Source organism: Desulfatiferula olefinivorans, assembly GCF_054657895.1.
The window spans coordinates 54864-72082 of sequence record NZ_BAAHXV010000018.1; the positions used below are offsets into that span (position 1 = coordinate 54864).

The following is a 17219-nucleotide window of genomic DNA, read 5'->3' on the forward strand; positions in this document are numbered from 1 at the left end:
GGTGATGACGGCCACATCCGCCGCGTCATCCTGAACCGGGGTGTCCGGTCCGGGCATGCCCATGGGATCATCACACCTTGCCTGATTTCCCGACGGCTGAAAACGTTCGCTGCCACTGGATTTGATGATCAGATCTTCCAGCTCCTTGTTCAGGGGCGTGCATGCAAAGTCCACCGTTTTTCCCTGTATCGTTATGGACAGGGTTCCTGAAAAAAGATGAAAGGTAGGAATACCATGGGTCGGTTCGGCAAGGGGCGACCGATGGCCGTCGGTGCTGTCGGCATCGACAGCCTGCGACGGAGAGGTTCCATCGGCATGGCTCAAAAGAAGCGCCGGACCTGCGGTGCTTTCATGTGAAATTTCTGAACCGACGACAACAACAGGCCCATCGGATGGGTCGGTACGGCCTGCATCGGTTTCACGCCCCGATTCAGACGGATCGGCAGCGAAAGACGGGGTGTTCGAACGAGCGTTTACATCACCCGAGAGGCTGTCCATTCCCGGTTCGGCATTCGGGACAACGGGGCCTTCGGCATGGGCATCTATATAATAAGGTAGAACCGTATCGAGGGAGTCGGTCCACGGGGAGGCTGAAAGGCCGGACATCTGAGCAGAATCAACATGGATGTCAAGCGCTTGGCCCAGCGATACGAAAGATACACCAGAACCTTCCAACGCGCCGATGGTCAGATCGGTCACGGTCAGGTCGGCATGAAGGCGGAAGCCTTCGAGCATGACTGACAAGAGCCCGGCGTGATCCGCGGCGTCGGGATCCGCTTCGACATCGATGGCCAAATAGAAATGATCCACAAGGCTGTTCCGGACATCGGTAAGGTCAATCCGGTACGTCAGGTCCACATAAAGATGGGCACGATATCCGCTGACAAGGGTTTCGGAATCTCCCGCACCGTTTGCCGCGTCAACGCGCAAATCACCGGTTTGATCGGAGCGGGCCGTCAATTCGAAAACAAGGGTATGGGACCGGGCATCATAAACGCAGTCCACGTGATCGATGGTAAACGCGTCAGCAGAATCGCCGGCAGGGCTCAGCCAGTCGGCCAAATCGTCCGCGGAAGGCGGGTCCAGGCCGTTGTTATAAAGGTAGTCAACCACACCGGGGCCAACCCGGGTGCCGATAAACTCACCAAGCCTGAAATCAGGATTGGACAAACTGACGCTCTGTGCCGATTGTTCCAGGCGCGCAAATGCGTCCTGCTCCAGACGATCGGAAAGATAGGCCAAAACGCCCAAGGCATCCCGGAAGCTCACCCCGTCCGCCTCGGACATCATTAAACCGTCATCAACGGTTTCATCAGCCGGATCATCATCCTGACCCAGGCCGGCAAAAAGACTGCCCGCAGCATCTGCGGGAGAATAATCTGAAATGGCCTGACCCGAAGCACCGGCCTCAAGAGCCGATTCGGGAATCATCACCTCGCAGGCGGCCACAGGAGCCGTGGATTGGGGAAACACATCGGAAGGATCGGCGGCCAGAGAAAGGGCAAGGGAACCCAACAGCGGATCTGCGGATAACAGCAGCCGGGGTTCCAGATTTTCAAGCTCAAACACCGTTGTCGTGTTTCGCCTGCCCATGAGCGTCCGTCAACTGAAGGGGTGAACAAAAAAACCACCCACATTCGGAAGCCCGGCCGTCATGAAAAAAATCGTTAGACCCGAGGCTTTGCGCCCTTACCTTTCGGTAGATTTGCCTTTTCGTGTTGGGGATTGTACGTTAAAGAACAAGCTATCAAAGCCCGTTTGCCCTGTCAACATCTAATCATGGGGCAATCGCCTGACCTTTTCTCTCGTTGAAAAAATCCAGGCAGACGTGATTGAAACCGTAAGCCAGTTCGGTGGTGCGGATATCGTCCTCGGAAAACCAGCGCAATCCCTGCCCTTCGGTCATCTTCAGGGTCGTAATGTCCGGATCCCATGCCTTGACATAGACGTACTCGAGGCGATCTTCGAAATCATAGATCCGGAACAGGGACACGTCGTCCAGATCGAGGCCGAGTTCCTCATTCATTTCACGGACAATGCACTGGTCCGGCGATTCGCCGTCCTCCACATGACCCCCGGGAAGATCCCACATCCCGGCATGGGGAAGCCCCGGTTTATCGTCTCTAAGAAACAGAAGAAGACGATTCCTGCGGTTGACAAACAGAATGCTGCAGCCTTTGCGTTTCATGGGATTATGCCGGGCGGCCCTGCAATCGGGGATTCCAGGGCCGCCGGAAGAGTCAGCCGACGTTTTTTTTGTCGTCGTAGATCATGATTTTTCGAAGCCGGGGCAGGAAAATGAACATCAGGGTTTCCTTGACCCAGTCGCGGTAGGTCTGGCTGTTGGGGCTGATCCCCAGTATCTGGGCATAGGTCGAGCTTGCGCCCAGATAATTGGTCACCACCACGGTAAAGCTGTAAACGAAACGACGGACATCCTCATCCGGAGCGGTATACGGAATTTTTTCCTGAAAGGTTTTCAGAAAGCTTTCATGAAAGGCCGTGTAATGATCGAGGGCCGGAAAATCCGAATCATCCTCCACATGGGCCGTGTTCTGCATGATCAGCCGAAACAGGTCCGGTGAGTTGAAATGAAACTCGAACAAACGGTCGATGCTAAGCGAGAGTGATTCCCGGATGGTCAGGGTGTCCAGATCCTTGTACCAGGTGTTGGCAAAGGTGTTGATTTCCTCAAGAAGTTCGTGGACCACCGCATCGAACAGCCCCGCCTTTTTCGGAAAATAATAATGAATGATCGGGTGATCGAAATTACCCGCCTTTCCCACCATGCGGACGCTGGCCGAATGGTAGGGATGGTTTGAAAAAACCTTCCTCGCCGCCAGCAGAATCCGCTTTCGCGTGTTTTCCCCCTTTCGGGTGTTTTTCCAGTCTTCCATAAATGATTGATTCCCCTGTTTTTGTTAAAGATTCCCCAATTTTTTGAAGCATGTACAATACAGGCAAGACTTATCCGGAATCCCAACGGATGTCAAGGAGTTAGATTTATCAATCACGAATGAAATAAAAGCCTTATCCGGAAACAACCATGAAGTGTACAAAATTCAAATGGTTCTACCCCGCCCCATCATCCAGCGCGTAAAATTTTTTTTAACCGAAGGATGAAATACCCGGATGTTACACCCGTTCACCGCAATAGGGACAGGCGTTCCAGGCAGATTCCAGATGGCGGCTGCAGGCCCGGCAGCGGGAACGCAGCGCCCCCCCGCAGTGATAGCAGTGGTCGAATCGTTCCGTCAGGATTTGCCGGCAATGGGGGCAGGTCATCTCCAGGGTATTCTGGGGCCCGAGAACCCGGAGCACCTCGTCGCAGGTGGTCAGGCCCGCCGTGATTTTTTCGATGCCGTCTTCGAGGAGCGTGGTCATGCCCAGGATTCGGGCGACCCGCAGAATATCCCCCTCCCCGGCGCCGCCGTGGATCAGCTGTTTGATTTCTCCGTTCACCGGAAACACTTCGAAAAGACCGATTCTGCCGATATACCCCGTCTGATGGCACGCGGAGCAGCCGGCTCCTCGTCTGAAACGGACCGCCCCGTCCCCCGGTTCGAGATTCAGCGCCCGAACCGTCTGATCGGAGACCGGATCATCACACAGACAGTGGGGACAGTTTCTCCGGACCAGGCGCTGGGCGATGATCCCGATCAGGGCATCGCAAAGAACATAGGGCTGAATACCCATGTCCCTCAATCGGGTGATGGAGGCCACGGTGCCGTTGGTATGGAGGGTACTGAGCACCAAATGACCCGTGAGCGCTGCGTGAAAAGCGATTTCGGCCGTGTCGAAATCCCGGATTTCACCGAGCATGATCACGTTGGGGTCCTGGCGGAGGATGGCCCGCAAGACCGTGGAAAAGGTCAGGCCGATCTTTTCCCTGATCATCACCTGCTCGGCCATGCCCATGTAGTACTCCACGGGGTCCTCGATGGTGGTATAGTTTTTCGTGACGGTCGCATTTTTCTGAAGCAGGGAATAAAGGGTGCTGGTTTTTCCGCTTCCGGTGGGACCGGTGGACAGGATGCAGCCCTGGGGCCTGCTGATCAGCTGCTGAACCTTGGCCAGATCCGCGTCCGACATGCCCAACTCGCCGACATCCTTGATCTGGCCATTGCGGTCGAGAATGCGCAGCACAATTTTTTCGCCGTTGATGGTCGGCAGGGTGGACAGGCGCATATCCACCATCCTCGAAGACGTTTTCACCGTGACCCGTCCATCCTGGGGCCGACGCCTCTCGGCGATATCCAGCTCGGCCATGACCTTGATGCGTGAGACAATGGCGGGATGCATGGTAAGGGGCACGTGGATTTTATCGTACAAAAGACCATCGATGCGGTAACGGATCATCGTGTAACCGGTTTTCGGTTCGATGTGCACATCCGATGCGCCGTGACGCAGGGCGTCCGAGATAACGGCGTTGACAATCCGGATCGCCGGCGGCTGGTCTTTCTCCGAAAGGAGGTCATCGAGCCCGATGTCGTCCTCCTCATCATCGATGAGGATTTCGATGGTTTCCGTGGGATCCGTGATATCCATCTGGGCGATCAGGGTATCGGGATCATCCTGCGGGCCGTAAACCTCGACAATCTTGTCATGAATCGCCCGCTGGGACGCCAGCACCGGCTGAACGGGCATACCGGCGATAAATTTCAGATCATCGATCTTGACGTAATCGGTGGGGTCTGCCATGGCCACGACCAGAACCCCCTCGGCGCGTTTCAAAGGCACAAGGACGTTATTGAAGCAGATGTCCTTGGGCACCAGGGCGGCCAGCGCCGCGGGGACCTTGAATTGGGCGGGGTCCACCACATTGATCCGCAGGTCTTTCTGAATGATGGATGACAGAACCTGTTCGTCACAGAGTTTCAGATCCATGAAGACCCTGGGCAGGATGGTGTTGGTTTTGGCCTGCACGGCAAGGGCCTTGTCCAGCTGCTGTTGATCGATCATGCCGTGTTTCAGAAGAAGCACGCCCAGTTGACTCCTGTGGCTGTTGACAAAACGGTTCAGCCGGCTGATCTGTTTCTGCCGGCGGGCCTTTTCCTTTTTAAGCGCCCTGTTTTCCTGAATCAGGTCGTACTGTTCGAGGGCCAGGCTGACGGTCAGCCTGAGATCGTCATCATTCCAGGGTTTTGTGATGAATTTGTAGACAGCCCCTTCGTTGACGGCTCCCATGACGGCCTGGACGTCGGCATAGCCCGTCAGCATGATACGAATGGTCTCCGGGTACAGGGTCTTGATGCGGCTGAGCAGTTCCGCACCGGTCATCCCCGGCATACGGTGGTCGGAAATGACCAGCTGGACGGATTCCTTTTTAAGGATGTCAAGGGCTTCCGATGCACCCCCGGCCACAAAGATCGAGTAGTTCTCCCGCCTGAACAGGCGTTTCATCGATGAAAGCACGTGCGCCTCATCATCGACGAACAAAATACCGTAGCGGGCCCGGGGCGTTTCGGCCTCAGGGGCTTTCACGTCTTTTTTTTCGTCGGACTTTCCCAGAAACAGCGATGAAAGATTTGCCATGAACGATACATCCTCAGAATTCCATGATGAGGCGACAGGCCTCAGAGATCGGGATTCACCGGCAGGGTGACCACAAAGGTCGTTCCCGTGCCCACCGTGCTTTCGACCCGAATCCGGCCGTGATGCTTCTTGACGATGTTGTATACCAGATTGAGTCCGAGCCCGGTTCCCTTGCCCGCCTCCTTGGTGGTGAAAAACGGATCGAAAATCCGGTCCCGGATGTCCGCCGGGATACCGTGACCGTTATCCCGCACGGACAATTCGACCCGGTCCCCAAGGTCCCGGGTCCGTATTTCAATTTCTCCGTTGGTGTCGATGGCCTGGGCGGCATTGACCAAAAGGTTCATGATCACCTGGTTCAGCTGCCTGGGGAAACAGGTGATCCGGGGGAGGGCCTGAAAATGTCGGATCACCCTGGCCTTGTATTTCAACTCGTTCCACACGATCCGGATGGTGGATTCAATGCATTCGATCAGATCGGCGCTGGTGGGCTTGTCATCGCCGGGATGGGCGAAATCCTTGAGATCCGAAACAATTTTGTTGATCCGGTCAGCCCCCTCCAGCGATTCATCGAGAAGCTTGGGAATGTCGTCGAGCAGATAATCGATATCCAGACGCCGGATCTGATCTTTGCCCTCTTCCACCTGATGCATGAACGAAGGCTCCATGTTCACGCCCAGACGATGGAACTGCCCGCAGAGCTCGTCATAGATGGTAAACGCCCGGCAAAGATCCCGGGTGTATTCCTTGAGCATCCTCAGATTGCTGCTGATAAAGCCCATGGGGTTGTTGATCTCATGGGCCACGCCGGCGGCCAGGTGGCCGATGGACGCCAGCTTTTCCTGATGCATCAGCTGGGTATGGGCTTCCCTGATCTCCTCACTCTTCCTTAACACTTCCTTTTCCAGATTCTCCGCCAGCTGCCTGTATTTCCGTTCCGATTTTTCAAGCAGTTCGTTCTTGTGACTGATTTCCTCATAGGATTCCCGAACCACCTGGCTGTGAAGTCCCGAGGTCATCAGATTTCTGTAATTGGTCGCGATGGTCTGAAGAAGCATGCGTGCGATGAATCGAATGGCCGGCTCCCATTTGTCCCGATTGTCATCCTCGGGACTGAATTCCATCCATAAAAATGCCAGGCAGTCGAACTGATGGCAAAGGGGCATGACCAGCACGGTATCCCGGACGCGGATCGGTCCGTCGTCGGGGTTTTCCGGAAGCGGTTCCTCCAGAGGAGTTCGGAGCCGTTGTCTCGACCCTGTCGAGCAGTACACGCTTCCGTCCCGCCGGATGATCCCCACATAAACCACCCCCAGATCGATCAGATCCCTGAGCAGCGGTTCCACATGGGTCACGGGCATCAGTTCGTCGAGGGCATAGGACCGGTCAAACGGGTCTGACGGCATATCCGTCATGCCGTCGCCCTGGTGTTTTTTCTCACGCGTCATCGTCTCTCTCCCGGGCTCACTCCCGGCAAGGCCGAACCAACTGCCGGAAACGTTTTCCGTGACGGGTTGGAGATCAGTCCCTTCCGGTGTTCCGGATCGGAAACAAAAAATCCTCCGGGTAAACCTTGTACCGCTCAGCCAGATTAAAGAACGGATCAAGGACCCCGTAAACCGACTTGAGAAGGGTCTCCAGGGTATCAAAAACCCCCCGGCCATGCAGGGCCGAGGCAAAACGAACGGGAATCCCCGTGGGGTTCCACAAATCGAGGATGTCCGTCTCGGTTTCTATGTCGTCAAGATCGCGCTTGTTGAACTGAACCACCAGGGGAAGACGACCAAAATCCATGCCCAGCCGACGGACGTTGTTCTCGAGATTTTCGAAACTTTCCATATTGTTCATGGCCTGGCTGATCTGGGAGTCCGCCACGAACACCACGCCGTCGGCTCGTGACAGCACGGTTTTCCGGGTGGCGTCGTGGGCCACCTGCCCCGGGACGGTGAACAGCTTGAATACAAGAGTCAGCCCGCTCTTTGTTTTCACGCCCAGCGGAAGCAGATCGAAAAAAAGGGTCCGGTCGCCTTTGGTTTCGATGCTCATCATGTCACCGCAGGAGGCCCGGCCGATTGTGTTGTACACATGGATGAGATTGGTTGTTTTACCACTCAACGCCGGTCCGTAATACACGATTTTTACGGTCAGCCGCCGGCCTTTCTCATCAAGCTCAGCCATCCCCATTTATCCTTTTACATGTGTCATGGGTTCTCCTGCCCCTCAGGGATCAGCGGACTCACGGTCAAAATCACACCTTTGCCGAGGAACGGCCCGGTCAAGGGAGAAATATCCATGCAGAAAGACCGGCCGGAGACGGCCCAGGGCACCACCTGCCGTCCCCGATGATCCGAGAGGACAGAACGGACCTGGGCCATCACGGTCTCATCCACATAGTCACACAGGCTTTCACCGATTACCGCCGGACCCGAAGAACCCCAGTTCAGTTCCGACACCTTGTGGTTGACCAGAACGATGGTGGTTTCCTCGCTGATCCCCAGAATGGGAAACGGAATATTCTCCAAAACGGCCTGGGACAGTTCCAGGGCCTGATTCCTCACAACCAGCTCTTCGGTTCTCTGACGGACCTTCTCCTCCAGCTGATCGTTCATGCGTTTCAACTGGTCGTTCTTGTCGATGACCGCCTGGGTCAACTCCCTGTTGGCCTTGATCAGATCATACTGATCAAGGGCCTTGTTGATTTCCAGCTTGAGGTTTTCATCGTTCCAGGGTTTAAGAAAAAACTTGTAGATATGCCCCCGGTTGATGGAGTCGGTGATGGCGTCCACCTCCGTGTATCCGGTCAGGATAATCCGGATCACGTCGGGGTATTTCTCCTTGATCACCGCCAGAAACTCCGTCCCGTTCATATGGGGCATGCGCTGGTCGGACATGACCAGATGGACATCGTTCTCTGCCAGGATTTCAAGTCCCTCTTCCCCGCTCGATGCCGTCAGGAGGGTGTAGTTCTCCTTTCGCAGCAGACGCTTGAGCGCCTGAAGGATGTTGACTTCATCGTCCACGCAAAGAACGGTATGCGGCCTGTCCGGCGCCTGGTCACTCATTGGCTCCTCCTAAACGCCATTCACTGGGTCATAAAAAAACGACAGGCGTCCTTGATGTGTTCATAGATATCCGGGAACCAGTCTTCCGCGTATCGAAACTGTTTCTCCAACGACTTTGCCGCGTCGGCTCCCACGGCCGTCAGGATCGGCGTGCGGTTGTCCTTTTTGGGGTTGATCGATGACACGGCGAATCGATTGTAAATGATATCCGCCACGTGAACCAGGGTCAAAAGCTCCGGATTGACCGCACTCCGGATGGGCATGTGATGGTATTTCAGGGTATCGCAGAGACCGGCCGGAAGCTGCCATTTCCTGGCCAGCATCTCGCCGATTTTATTGTGACGGATCGGCAGGATTTCCTTTTCGGCCTCGTAGATGGATATTCCCTCGTCACGCATGCGCGCCACCATCCGGGCGACAATCTCAGGGAAATACTGGACAAGGACAATCAGACCGATGTCATGGAGCAGACCGCTGACGAAGCAGTCGTCAGGGTCCTGTATCCCCGTCTGATCGGACAGATATTTACTGATGATGGCCACCCCCACCGAATGTTTCCAGAAATCCTCGATGTTGAACCCGCCGCCCTGTTCGGGGCTGATGGAAAACGCGTCAAACACGGACACGGAAATCACAATGTTCCGTACGGAATTGAATCCCAGCCGGACCACGGCCTCATGCACCGTACCGACCTGGGATCGGGCACCGTAAAAGGCCGAGTTGACCAGTTTCAGCAATTTGGACACGATGGCCTGGTCTTTTTTGATGGTTTCGCTGAGGGCATGGATGGTTGTGTCGGCATCCATCAGCATGCGGTTCACCTGGAAGGCGATCACCGGCAGCGTGGGCAGGTCTTTGATACTTTCCAGCTTTTTCAAAAAAGCATCGATGTCCATGGTGCACCCCTTCCGAAGAAACGCCGTTTAAGAATTCAAAATATAAAATGCATCGGAAATGTCATTGTTTTCAAGAATGATGGAAAGCTTGGCAATGATCCTCTCCGTCAGTTCGGTTTTGTGGGGAAGAATAAACCGGCCGTTGTGGGAGTAGATGGACCGGGTCAGGCACATCCCCGGTTTCAAGGCGCTGAAGCGAACCTGGCTCTCCCGGGTCAGATTGACCCCCCTCTGCCTGAGGACCTCCATGAACACCTTCACGATATCCGGGTCATAGGCCGAAAACGCCTGCTGCTTGATATGAAACAACGCCGCCTGACGCATCAGTTCGTCGTCGGTCAGGTCATCCCGGGTCATACCGCCGTCCGCAAGGAACGCATCGACCAGAGAGGTCCGCCTGGGTTTGGGCAGATGAGTCAACCGGTCATAGATATCCGCCACCGCGATAATTCTCGCCCCCAGAGGGATCTCCGATTCGACGAGCTGGTCGGGATACCCTTTCCCGTCGTATCGCTCGTGGTGATGACGAATCAGGAGACCCACATCATCGAAACCGGAGATAAACGCCAGGATGCTCTGGCCTTCGACGGCATGGGTGCGGTACTGAGCCATGTCCTGATCGGAGCAGCGATTCTCCGCCCGCTTGTCAATCAATGCCGGGGAAAATCCGATGGTGCCGATATCATGAAGAATGGCGGCGATTTCAATCCGCGTGACCTCCTCTTCGCCCAGCCCCAGGGCCCGGGCCATGTCCACCGCAAAATCGCTGACCCGTTTCCCATGACCCTTCATGTGGGGATGGGTCATTTCCGTGAGGGCCGCAAAGGCCCTGATGGTGTTCAACTGGCTCATTTCCAGTTCTTTGTTGAGAAATTCCAGCTCCCTGTTTTTTTCAACGATCTGGCGGGACCGTTCCTCAACCTTCTTTTCCATGTTCCGGGCCAGGTCGTAGAGCTGTTTGTTCTGCCGCCGTGTCAGGGCCAGCAGTCGCTTGTTTTCAGCAACCAGATCGTACTGTTCCACAGCTTTCTTCACCGCCGTGACCAGTTCGTCGTCGTTCCAGGGTTTGGTCAGGTACCGATGGATCTCCCCCCGGTTGACCGCATCGACAATGGCGTCCATGTCCGAATAACCGGTCAGGAGTATGCGGACCGCATCCGGACACATCGCCTTGGATTTTTCAAGAAAGACAGCCCCGTTCATGTTCGGCATTTTCTGATCCGAGACGATCACCGACACCCTCGGGCCTTCTGTTTCGAGAAGGGCAAGGGCCGCCTCGCCTCCCGATGCCGTCAGAAGCTCGAACCCCTGCCGCCTGAACAGACGCATCAGGGCGTTCAGGATGGGTTCTTCGTCATCCACAAAAAGTATGGTGTGTTTAAAACCTTCGTTCATGAAACCGTCCCCGCACGTGAAAAAAGCATCCGGAACCGTATCGACAATCAGAAGATTATCGTTTCTGCCCATGGTCGTCTTCTCAGGCGGAAGGTTGATCCAGAGGCAGATGAACGGTAAACTCCGTTCCCTTGCCCACCTCGCTGACCACGTCGATGGTTCCGCGGTGTTTTTTGACGATGTTGTAAGCCACGTTCATTCCAAGGCCGGTGCCCTTCCCCACCTCCTTGGTGGTGAAAAACGGATCGAAAATCCGGCTCAGATTCTCTTTGGGGATACCCTTACCCGTATCCTTGATCCGGACGGTGATGCCCGATGCGTCATGGTCGGTCGTGAGGGTGATGACGCCCTCCCCCTCGATGGCCTGTGAGGCGTTGATGATCATGTTCATGAACACCTGGTTGAGCTGCTGGGGAAAGCAGGGCACAAGGGGCAGGTTGCCGTAATGCTTTTTGACCTGGGCCGAGTATTTGATTTCATTCCAGATGACGTTGAGCGTCGAATCGAGACAGGCATTGATGTCCGCCTCTTTCATGGTATCCTCGCCGGGATGGGCAAAATCCTTGAGGTCCATGACGATTTTCTTGATCCGCTCCATACCTTCCAGGGATTCTCCGATCAGGTCTTCGCTGTCTTTCATCAGATAATCGATATCCAGTTCCTCTTCCTTTCGATCGATGAGCTCCAGGGCCTCTGAAATCGATGGGGACCGTTCGTTGGCATCGCCCCTGATCGTTTGTTTCAGCTCCCGGTAACGGGTCAGAAGCGCATTGACGTCTTTCTGGTAGCCGGCCAGGGTTTTCAGGTTGCTGCTGACAAATCCCGTGGGGTTGTTGATCTCATGGGCGACCCCGGCCGCCAGCTGGCCGACCGAGGCCATCTTTTCGGACTGATACAGCTGTTCGCCGGCTTTTTTGACGCGATCCTCAAGCTCGATGATCCGGATTCCCGAGCGGATACGGGCGGTCAATTCACCCACATTGAGGGGTTTGACCAGAAAATCGTCGGCCCCGGCCCGAAGGCCCTCGATGGTGTCCTCCTTGTCGCTCCGCGAGGTGATGAGGATAATGAAGACATAGGTATCCAGGATCTCACTTCGAATTTTTCGACAAAGATCGAGGCCGTTCATTTCGGGCATGCTCCAGTCGGTCACCACCACCCGTGCGCCGGTGCGTTTGAGCAGGTCCCAGGCCTCACGGCCGTTTTCCGCGATGATGACCTTGAAATCGGCTTCCCGCATCAGCTTCAGGACAAGTTTCCGGGCGACGACATCGTCGTCGGCAAAAATAATCTTTACGGTATCCATGGACAGAACCAAAAAACGTAAACGATTAAGAAAAACCAAACGAAAGACCGGCAGAAAAAAAACAGGATGATCTGTTGAAAAGAGATGACTTATTCTATGAAGATTTCATACAAAGTTCAAGGGGAATATCGTTTTTGAGCCGATTCGCCCACACCCTCTCAGGGGCGATCCAGGATTCTGCGGACGGCACGGGCCAGGTCGTCGATACCGAAGGGTTTTCCGATGAAGTCCGAGTCCTCGTCCAGATCATTCTCATCGGTGATGACGTCGGCGGCGTAACCGGACATGTAAAGCACCCGAAGGCCCGGGTGGTCCGACTTCAGGTGTTCCGCCAGGTCCCTGCCGTTCATGGACGGCATGATCACGTCGGTGATCAGAAGGTCGATGCTTCGGCCATGGGCGGATGACAGTGCCATGGCCTGGACCGGTGTTCCGGCGGTCAGGACCGAATAGCCCTTCCGGGTCAGCATCCGCTCGACCATATGCAACACGGCCGCTTCATCTTCCACCAGAAGAAGGGTTTCCCGTCCGCCGTGAACAGGCGTGCGGGACGGTTCGATCAGAGGTTCCCCGGCCGTCTCCACATGACTGGGCAGGTAAATGCGGAAGGTCGTGCCCAGCCCCGGTTTACTGTCCACATGGATGTACCCCTTGTTCTGCTTGACGATGCCGTAAAGGGTCGCAAGGCCCAGGCCGGTGCCCTTGCCCAGTTCCTTGGTGGTAAAAAAAGGCTCGAACAACCGCTCCTGCGTGGCCTTGTCCATGCCGCAGCCGTCATCGCTGATTGAAAGAAGAACATAATCTCCGTCGGCGACGGCCTCCTGACCGGCCGGGGCTTTGACCCTGCCGCTGACCATGCCGGTTTCGATGACGATGGTTCCCACGCCCGTAATGGCGTCCCGCGCGTTCACGCAAAGATTGACCAGGATCTGATCGATCTGGGACGTGTCCATTTTCACGGGTTTTAAATCGTCGGCCGCCCGGAATTCCAGGGCGATATTTTCGCCGATCAGACGTTTGAGCATGTTCATGGTGTTTTGAACCGTCCGGTTCAGGTCCAGGACCCGGGGCTCAATGATCTGTTTCCTTGCGAAAACGAGCAGTTGCCGTGTCAGGTCCGCCGATCGCTGCGCCGCTTCGAAGATGGCCGTCAGGTCCGTGGCCAGGGGGTCGTCGGGATCGATCTGATCCATGGCCATCTCGGCGTGACCGAGAATCACGCCCAGCATGTTGTTGAAGTCATGGGCCACGCCGCCTGCAAGCCGCCCCACCGACTCCATTTTCCGGGACTGAAGCAGCTGGGCCTGGAGCGTCTCCCGCTCTTCCTCGGCCTTTTTCTGCTCGGTGATATCCCGGAATTCGACGGTCCGCACCATCTTGCCTTTGTACGGCACATTCCGGGCTTCCAGTCGGATGGGAAATTCCTCTCCGTTTTTTCGCAGTCCCACGGCTTCATAGGGTTTTTCATAACCGGAAAGGATGTTCGACATGACCAGGGGGCGGGCTGATTCGGCGATCAGGAGCAGCCCGTCCATGCCGATAAGTTCGTCTTTCGTATACCCGGTGATGTCCGAAAGGCCCTGGTTGCAGTCGAGAATGCAGCCCTTGTCATGGATCGTGATGCCGCCGAAGGATGCGTTGTGCAGGGCCTTGAACCGTGCCTCGCTTTCGGCCAGAAGGGTCTCGGCCCGTTTCCGGTCGGTAATGTCGCCGTAGGTGACCACCACGCCGTATTGACTCAGGAAAAGCGGAGCCGCCGTCACGTTGATCCAGGTGACGCTGCCGTCGTCCCTGACGATACCCATCTCCTGATTGTCGATGCGACGCTGCTCGCGAAGGGCCCGGACACTGGCGAATTCCTCGGGGGGCATGGGGGTGCCGTCGGGCCGGATGATTGACCATGCGCTGCCGTCGATGCCGCGAGCCCGATGTTCATCGGTTTTCACGCCCAGCAGACGCTCGGCGGTGGGATTGGTCTCCAGAATACGGCCGTCGGGATCGGTCACGGTGATGCCCAGGGGGAAGGTATCAAACAAGGCATGGTATTTTTTCTCGCTTTCCCGAAGGGCCTCTTCAATGCGTTTGCGCTGGGTGATCTCGACGATCGATCCTTCGATGAAACCCTGGTCCCGGTACACCGTGGCCGAAAACAAAATCCAGATGCGACTGCCGTCGGCGCGGATAATCTCCGTTTCGTAATCCCGGATCTGTCCCTGATCGAACAGGGTTTTCACCATCTCGGCCCGTTTTTGGCTATCGACCCAGGACTCGGCCGCATTGAAGTTTGCCATGCAGCTTGGCACGTCCGGATAGCCTGCCATGCGGGCATAGCGCTCGTTGATGGCGATCAGCCGGCCATCGGCGATGCCGGTACGGAACAGGGCGGCCTGGGCCCTCTGGAACAGCGACTGATAATGACTCTCACTGAATTCAAGGGCCCGGGTCCTTTCGGTCAGCATCATTTCCGACCGGAGCATGGTGCGCTCCTGTTTCAATCGATTGAGCAGGTCCGGAAGGTCCGGGGGGTGAACGGGTTTTGTCAGAAAATCGGCGGCGCCTTTTCGCATGAAGGCCGCGATTGTTTCGGGATCGGCATGATCGACCATCACCAGGCAGACCGTTTCCGGATGCCGGGCCCGAACCGTCTCCAGGACCGCAGGCGCGGTTTTATCGTCATCACCTGCATCGATGAGGACCGCATCAACGGCTTGCTCACTGAGACATGCCCGGACCCGGTCCACATCGCCGGCCTGCCGTACCCGGCAGCCCTGTCGGGAAAGGTGATCGATCAGGTTAAGGGACTCGGGGCCGGCGGCGCCGACCAGCAGGATGCGGCAGGGGTATCGGGTGGGCCGGCCTTCGATCAGCGCCGTGGCCGTCTCGACAAACCGGGCTTTGTCCCCCGGCCAGGGCAGCATGACGATCGGGCCTTTTTTAGACAGTGGCCGGGCATGATCGGCACCGGCATGGGCTTCGGAAAGCACAAGAATCGGAACAGAGACGAGCGCCGGGTACATCCCGGACCGAAGCAGCCGGCAGAACTGCCGGCCGTCCAGGCCCGGAACGGCAAGGGCGGTGACGATCAGATCCGGCGGCGGCAGAACGGACAGGACGGCCAGGGCCTCATCCACGGAGCCGCAGGACTGACTGAAAATGCCCGCCGAGGCCAGCCGGCCGCTCACACGGAGACGATGGGTATCGTCGCCGTGAACGATCAGGGCCCTGGGGGCGTGAGTTTCTGATTGGCGGTCATCGTATTCAGTCGACCGTCCCCGGTGTTCCATAGGTTTTTACCTCAATGGTTCGTAAGCGCGGGGCGTCCCCGTCAGTCAACCAGATAGGTGCGTGCCCGGGCCAGGTAACGTTCCACCTGATCCTTCTCCCAGGCCTCATCCTTTCCAAGCTCACGGGCCATGACCCGGGCCACGGCGGGTGCCGCGTCCATGCTGGCCCGGGCATCGAGAATCAGGGCACGGGTCCGTCGCGCAAGCACGTCATCCAGGAAAAACGCCATTTCGTTCCTGACGGCCCAGACCACTTCGGCGAACCGGTAGGGCAGGCGCTCGTGAATGAGGCCGGAAAACGAGGGGTCCTCGGCTTCGATCCGCTTGATCAGGCGGGCGTTGTTGCCGTAAAGTTCGTAAGGGGCATTTCCCGCGTCATCCACGGACCAGCCGTTCAGGCTGAGGTTGCGGGTCCGGGATTTCCGGGGATCCAGGGCACCGATGGGAATGGCGGCATCGATGGTGTCTTCGCCCATCTTGCGGTAGGTGGTCCATTTCCCGCCGGCGATGGTGATCAGCCCCGACGGCGACACGTTCAGATGATGGTCCCGGGACAGGGTCGCCGTTTTTTTGTCGTTGCCCGTATTGATCAGCGGACGGATACCGGCGAAGGCCGACAGAACATCTTTGGCCACGGGGTCCTTGGTCAGGTAACGGGCCGCATGGTCCAGAAGGAAATCCAGCTCTTCCTTGAAGGGCTGGGGCTCGAGGCTGGGTTTGTCGATGGGCGTATCGGTGGTCCCAACCACCACCCGGTCATGCCAGGGCACGGCAAAAAGAACGCGGCCGTCTTCGGTGTGGGGCACGAGAATCGCCGCATCGCCGGGCAGAAAGGACTTGTCAAGGACGATATGGACACCCTGGCTGGGGGCGATGATATTCTCATGCTCGCCTTCATCCATTTTCAGGATGTTGTCCACGAAAATCCCGGTGGCGTTGATGACGACTTTTCCGCGAATCTCGTACTCATTGCCGTCGAGTTTGTCGACGACACGCACGCCGCTGACAAGGCCGTCGGTTTTGATCAGCGACTCCACCTGGGCGTAGTTGATCACACAGCCGCCCAGATCCTCGGCGGTCTGGGCCAGGGTCACGGCCAGGCGGGCGTCGTCGAACTGACCGTCATAGTAGATCACCCCGCCCTTGAGGCCGTCGGGTTCCAGCGTACGAATTTTCTTCATGACTTTTTCACGGGAAAGCACCGTGGATTTCCGGAGCCCCAGCTTTCCGGCCAGCATGTCGTAGACCTTGAGTCCCACCCCGTAAAAGGGGCCTTCCCACCAGCTGTAGTTGGGAACGACAAAGGACTGATGGTGAACCAGGTGGGGCGCGTTCTGAAGAAGCAGGCCCCGTTCCTGAAGGGCCTCGAGAACCAGGGAAATATTACCCTGCTGAAGATACCGGATGCCTCCGTGGATCAGCTTGGTGCTGCGGCTGGAGGTCCCTTGCGAAAAATCGCCCTGTTCGACCAGAAGGGTGCTGTACCCCCGGGAGGCGGATTCCACGGCGGCACCCAGTCCGGTGGCCCCTCCGCCGATGACGATTACGTCCCAGATTTTCGTTTGTTTTTCAAGTCGCGCCATCATTTCACTGCGTATCATGCCAATGCCTCCCAGAGGATTTTGTGTCTTCGGATGGGTTGTCGGATGCTGAATGTACTGTCTCAGGCTTTCGAATGTACTTCATATGAAACGCACGCGCAACATGATTTTTACCGTATCGGATTGCGCGCGCACCGCAT

The 17219-nt window shown here is 56.7% G+C and carries 12 protein-coding genes, 1 pseudogene and 1 riboswitch; of the genes and pseudogenes, 1 reads left to right on the forward strand and 12 read right to left on the reverse strand.

Annotated features, from left to right (window positions below; genetic code table 11):
* Positions 1-753 precede the first annotated feature (753 nt).
* On the forward strand, positions 754-1293 hold the full coding sequence (locus tag ACYQ11_RS13470) for a hypothetical protein (protein ID WP_459924319.1): 540 nt from the start codon (positions 754-756) through the stop codon (positions 1291-1293).
* A gap of 213 nt (positions 1294-1506) precedes the next feature.
* Here the strand turns inward: ACYQ11_RS13470 and ACYQ11_RS13475 are convergent.
* The 12 genes and pseudogenes from ACYQ11_RS13475 to ACYQ11_RS13530 form a co-directional block, all read right to left on the reverse strand.
* Positions 1507-1593 (reverse strand): annotated as a pseudogene (locus ACYQ11_RS13475) (LEPR-XLL domain-containing protein); the annotation flags it as partial.
* A gap of 43 nt (positions 1594-1636) precedes the next feature.
* Positions 1637-1720: riboswitch (cyclic di-GMP riboswitch) on the reverse strand.
* A 57-nt stretch (positions 1721-1777) separates the two neighbouring features.
* Positions 1778-2188, reverse strand: a complete 411-nt coding sequence (locus ACYQ11_RS13480) for an NUDIX hydrolase (RefSeq protein WP_459924320.1) — start codon at positions 2186-2188, stop codon at positions 1778-1780.
* A gap of 52 nt (positions 2189-2240) precedes the next feature.
* On the reverse strand, positions 2241-2897 hold the full coding sequence (locus ACYQ11_RS13485; RefSeq protein WP_459924321.1) for a TetR/AcrR family transcriptional regulator: 657 nt from the start codon (positions 2895-2897) through the stop codon (positions 2241-2243).
* A gap of 238 nt (positions 2898-3135) precedes the next feature.
* Positions 3136-5535, reverse strand: coding sequence for an ATPase, T2SS/T4P/T4SS family (locus tag ACYQ11_RS13490; protein ID WP_459924322.1), 2400 nt, complete (start codon positions 5533-5535; stop codon positions 3136-3138).
* A 41-nt stretch (positions 5536-5576) separates the two neighbouring features.
* Positions 5577-6983: a sensor histidine kinase gene (locus ACYQ11_RS13495; protein WP_459924323.1), complete on the reverse strand. Its 1407-nt coding sequence runs from the start codon at positions 6981-6983 to the stop codon at positions 5577-5579.
* A gap of 73 nt (positions 6984-7056) precedes the next feature.
* Positions 7057-7713: a GTP-binding protein gene (locus ACYQ11_RS13500; RefSeq protein ID WP_459924324.1), complete on the reverse strand. Its 657-nt coding sequence runs from the start codon at positions 7711-7713 to the stop codon at positions 7057-7059.
* Positions 7714-7736: 23 nt separating this feature from the next.
* The gene (locus ACYQ11_RS13505; protein ID WP_459924325.1) at positions 7737-8597 is read right to left on the reverse strand and encodes a response regulator; all 861 of its coding nucleotides are present in this window, start codon (positions 8595-8597) and stop codon (positions 7737-7739) included.
* A 20-nt stretch (positions 8598-8617) separates the two neighbouring features.
* On the reverse strand, positions 8618-9493 hold the full coding sequence (locus ACYQ11_RS13510) for an HDOD domain-containing protein (RefSeq protein ID WP_459924326.1): 876 nt from the start codon (positions 9491-9493) through the stop codon (positions 8618-8620).
* 27 nt (positions 9494-9520) lie between these two features.
* On the reverse strand, positions 9521-10960 hold the full coding sequence (locus ACYQ11_RS13515) for an HD domain-containing phosphohydrolase (protein WP_459924327.1): 1440 nt from the start codon (positions 10958-10960) through the stop codon (positions 9521-9523).
* 10 nt (positions 10961-10970) lie between these two features.
* A complete protein-coding gene (locus tag ACYQ11_RS13520) occupies positions 10971-12194 on the reverse strand; it encodes an ATP-binding protein (RefSeq protein WP_459924328.1) in 1224 nt (407 codons plus the stop codon).
* Positions 12195-12352: 158 nt separating this feature from the next.
* On the reverse strand, positions 12353-15478 hold the full coding sequence (locus tag ACYQ11_RS13525) for a PAS domain S-box protein (protein ID WP_459924329.1): 3126 nt from the start codon (positions 15476-15478) through the stop codon (positions 12353-12355).
* Positions 15479-15519: 41 nt separating this feature from the next.
* A complete protein-coding gene (locus ACYQ11_RS13530) occupies positions 15520-17079 on the reverse strand; it encodes a glycerol-3-phosphate dehydrogenase/oxidase (RefSeq protein ID WP_459924330.1) in 1560 nt (519 codons plus the stop codon).
* Between the last annotated feature and the right edge of the window lie 140 nt (positions 17080-17219).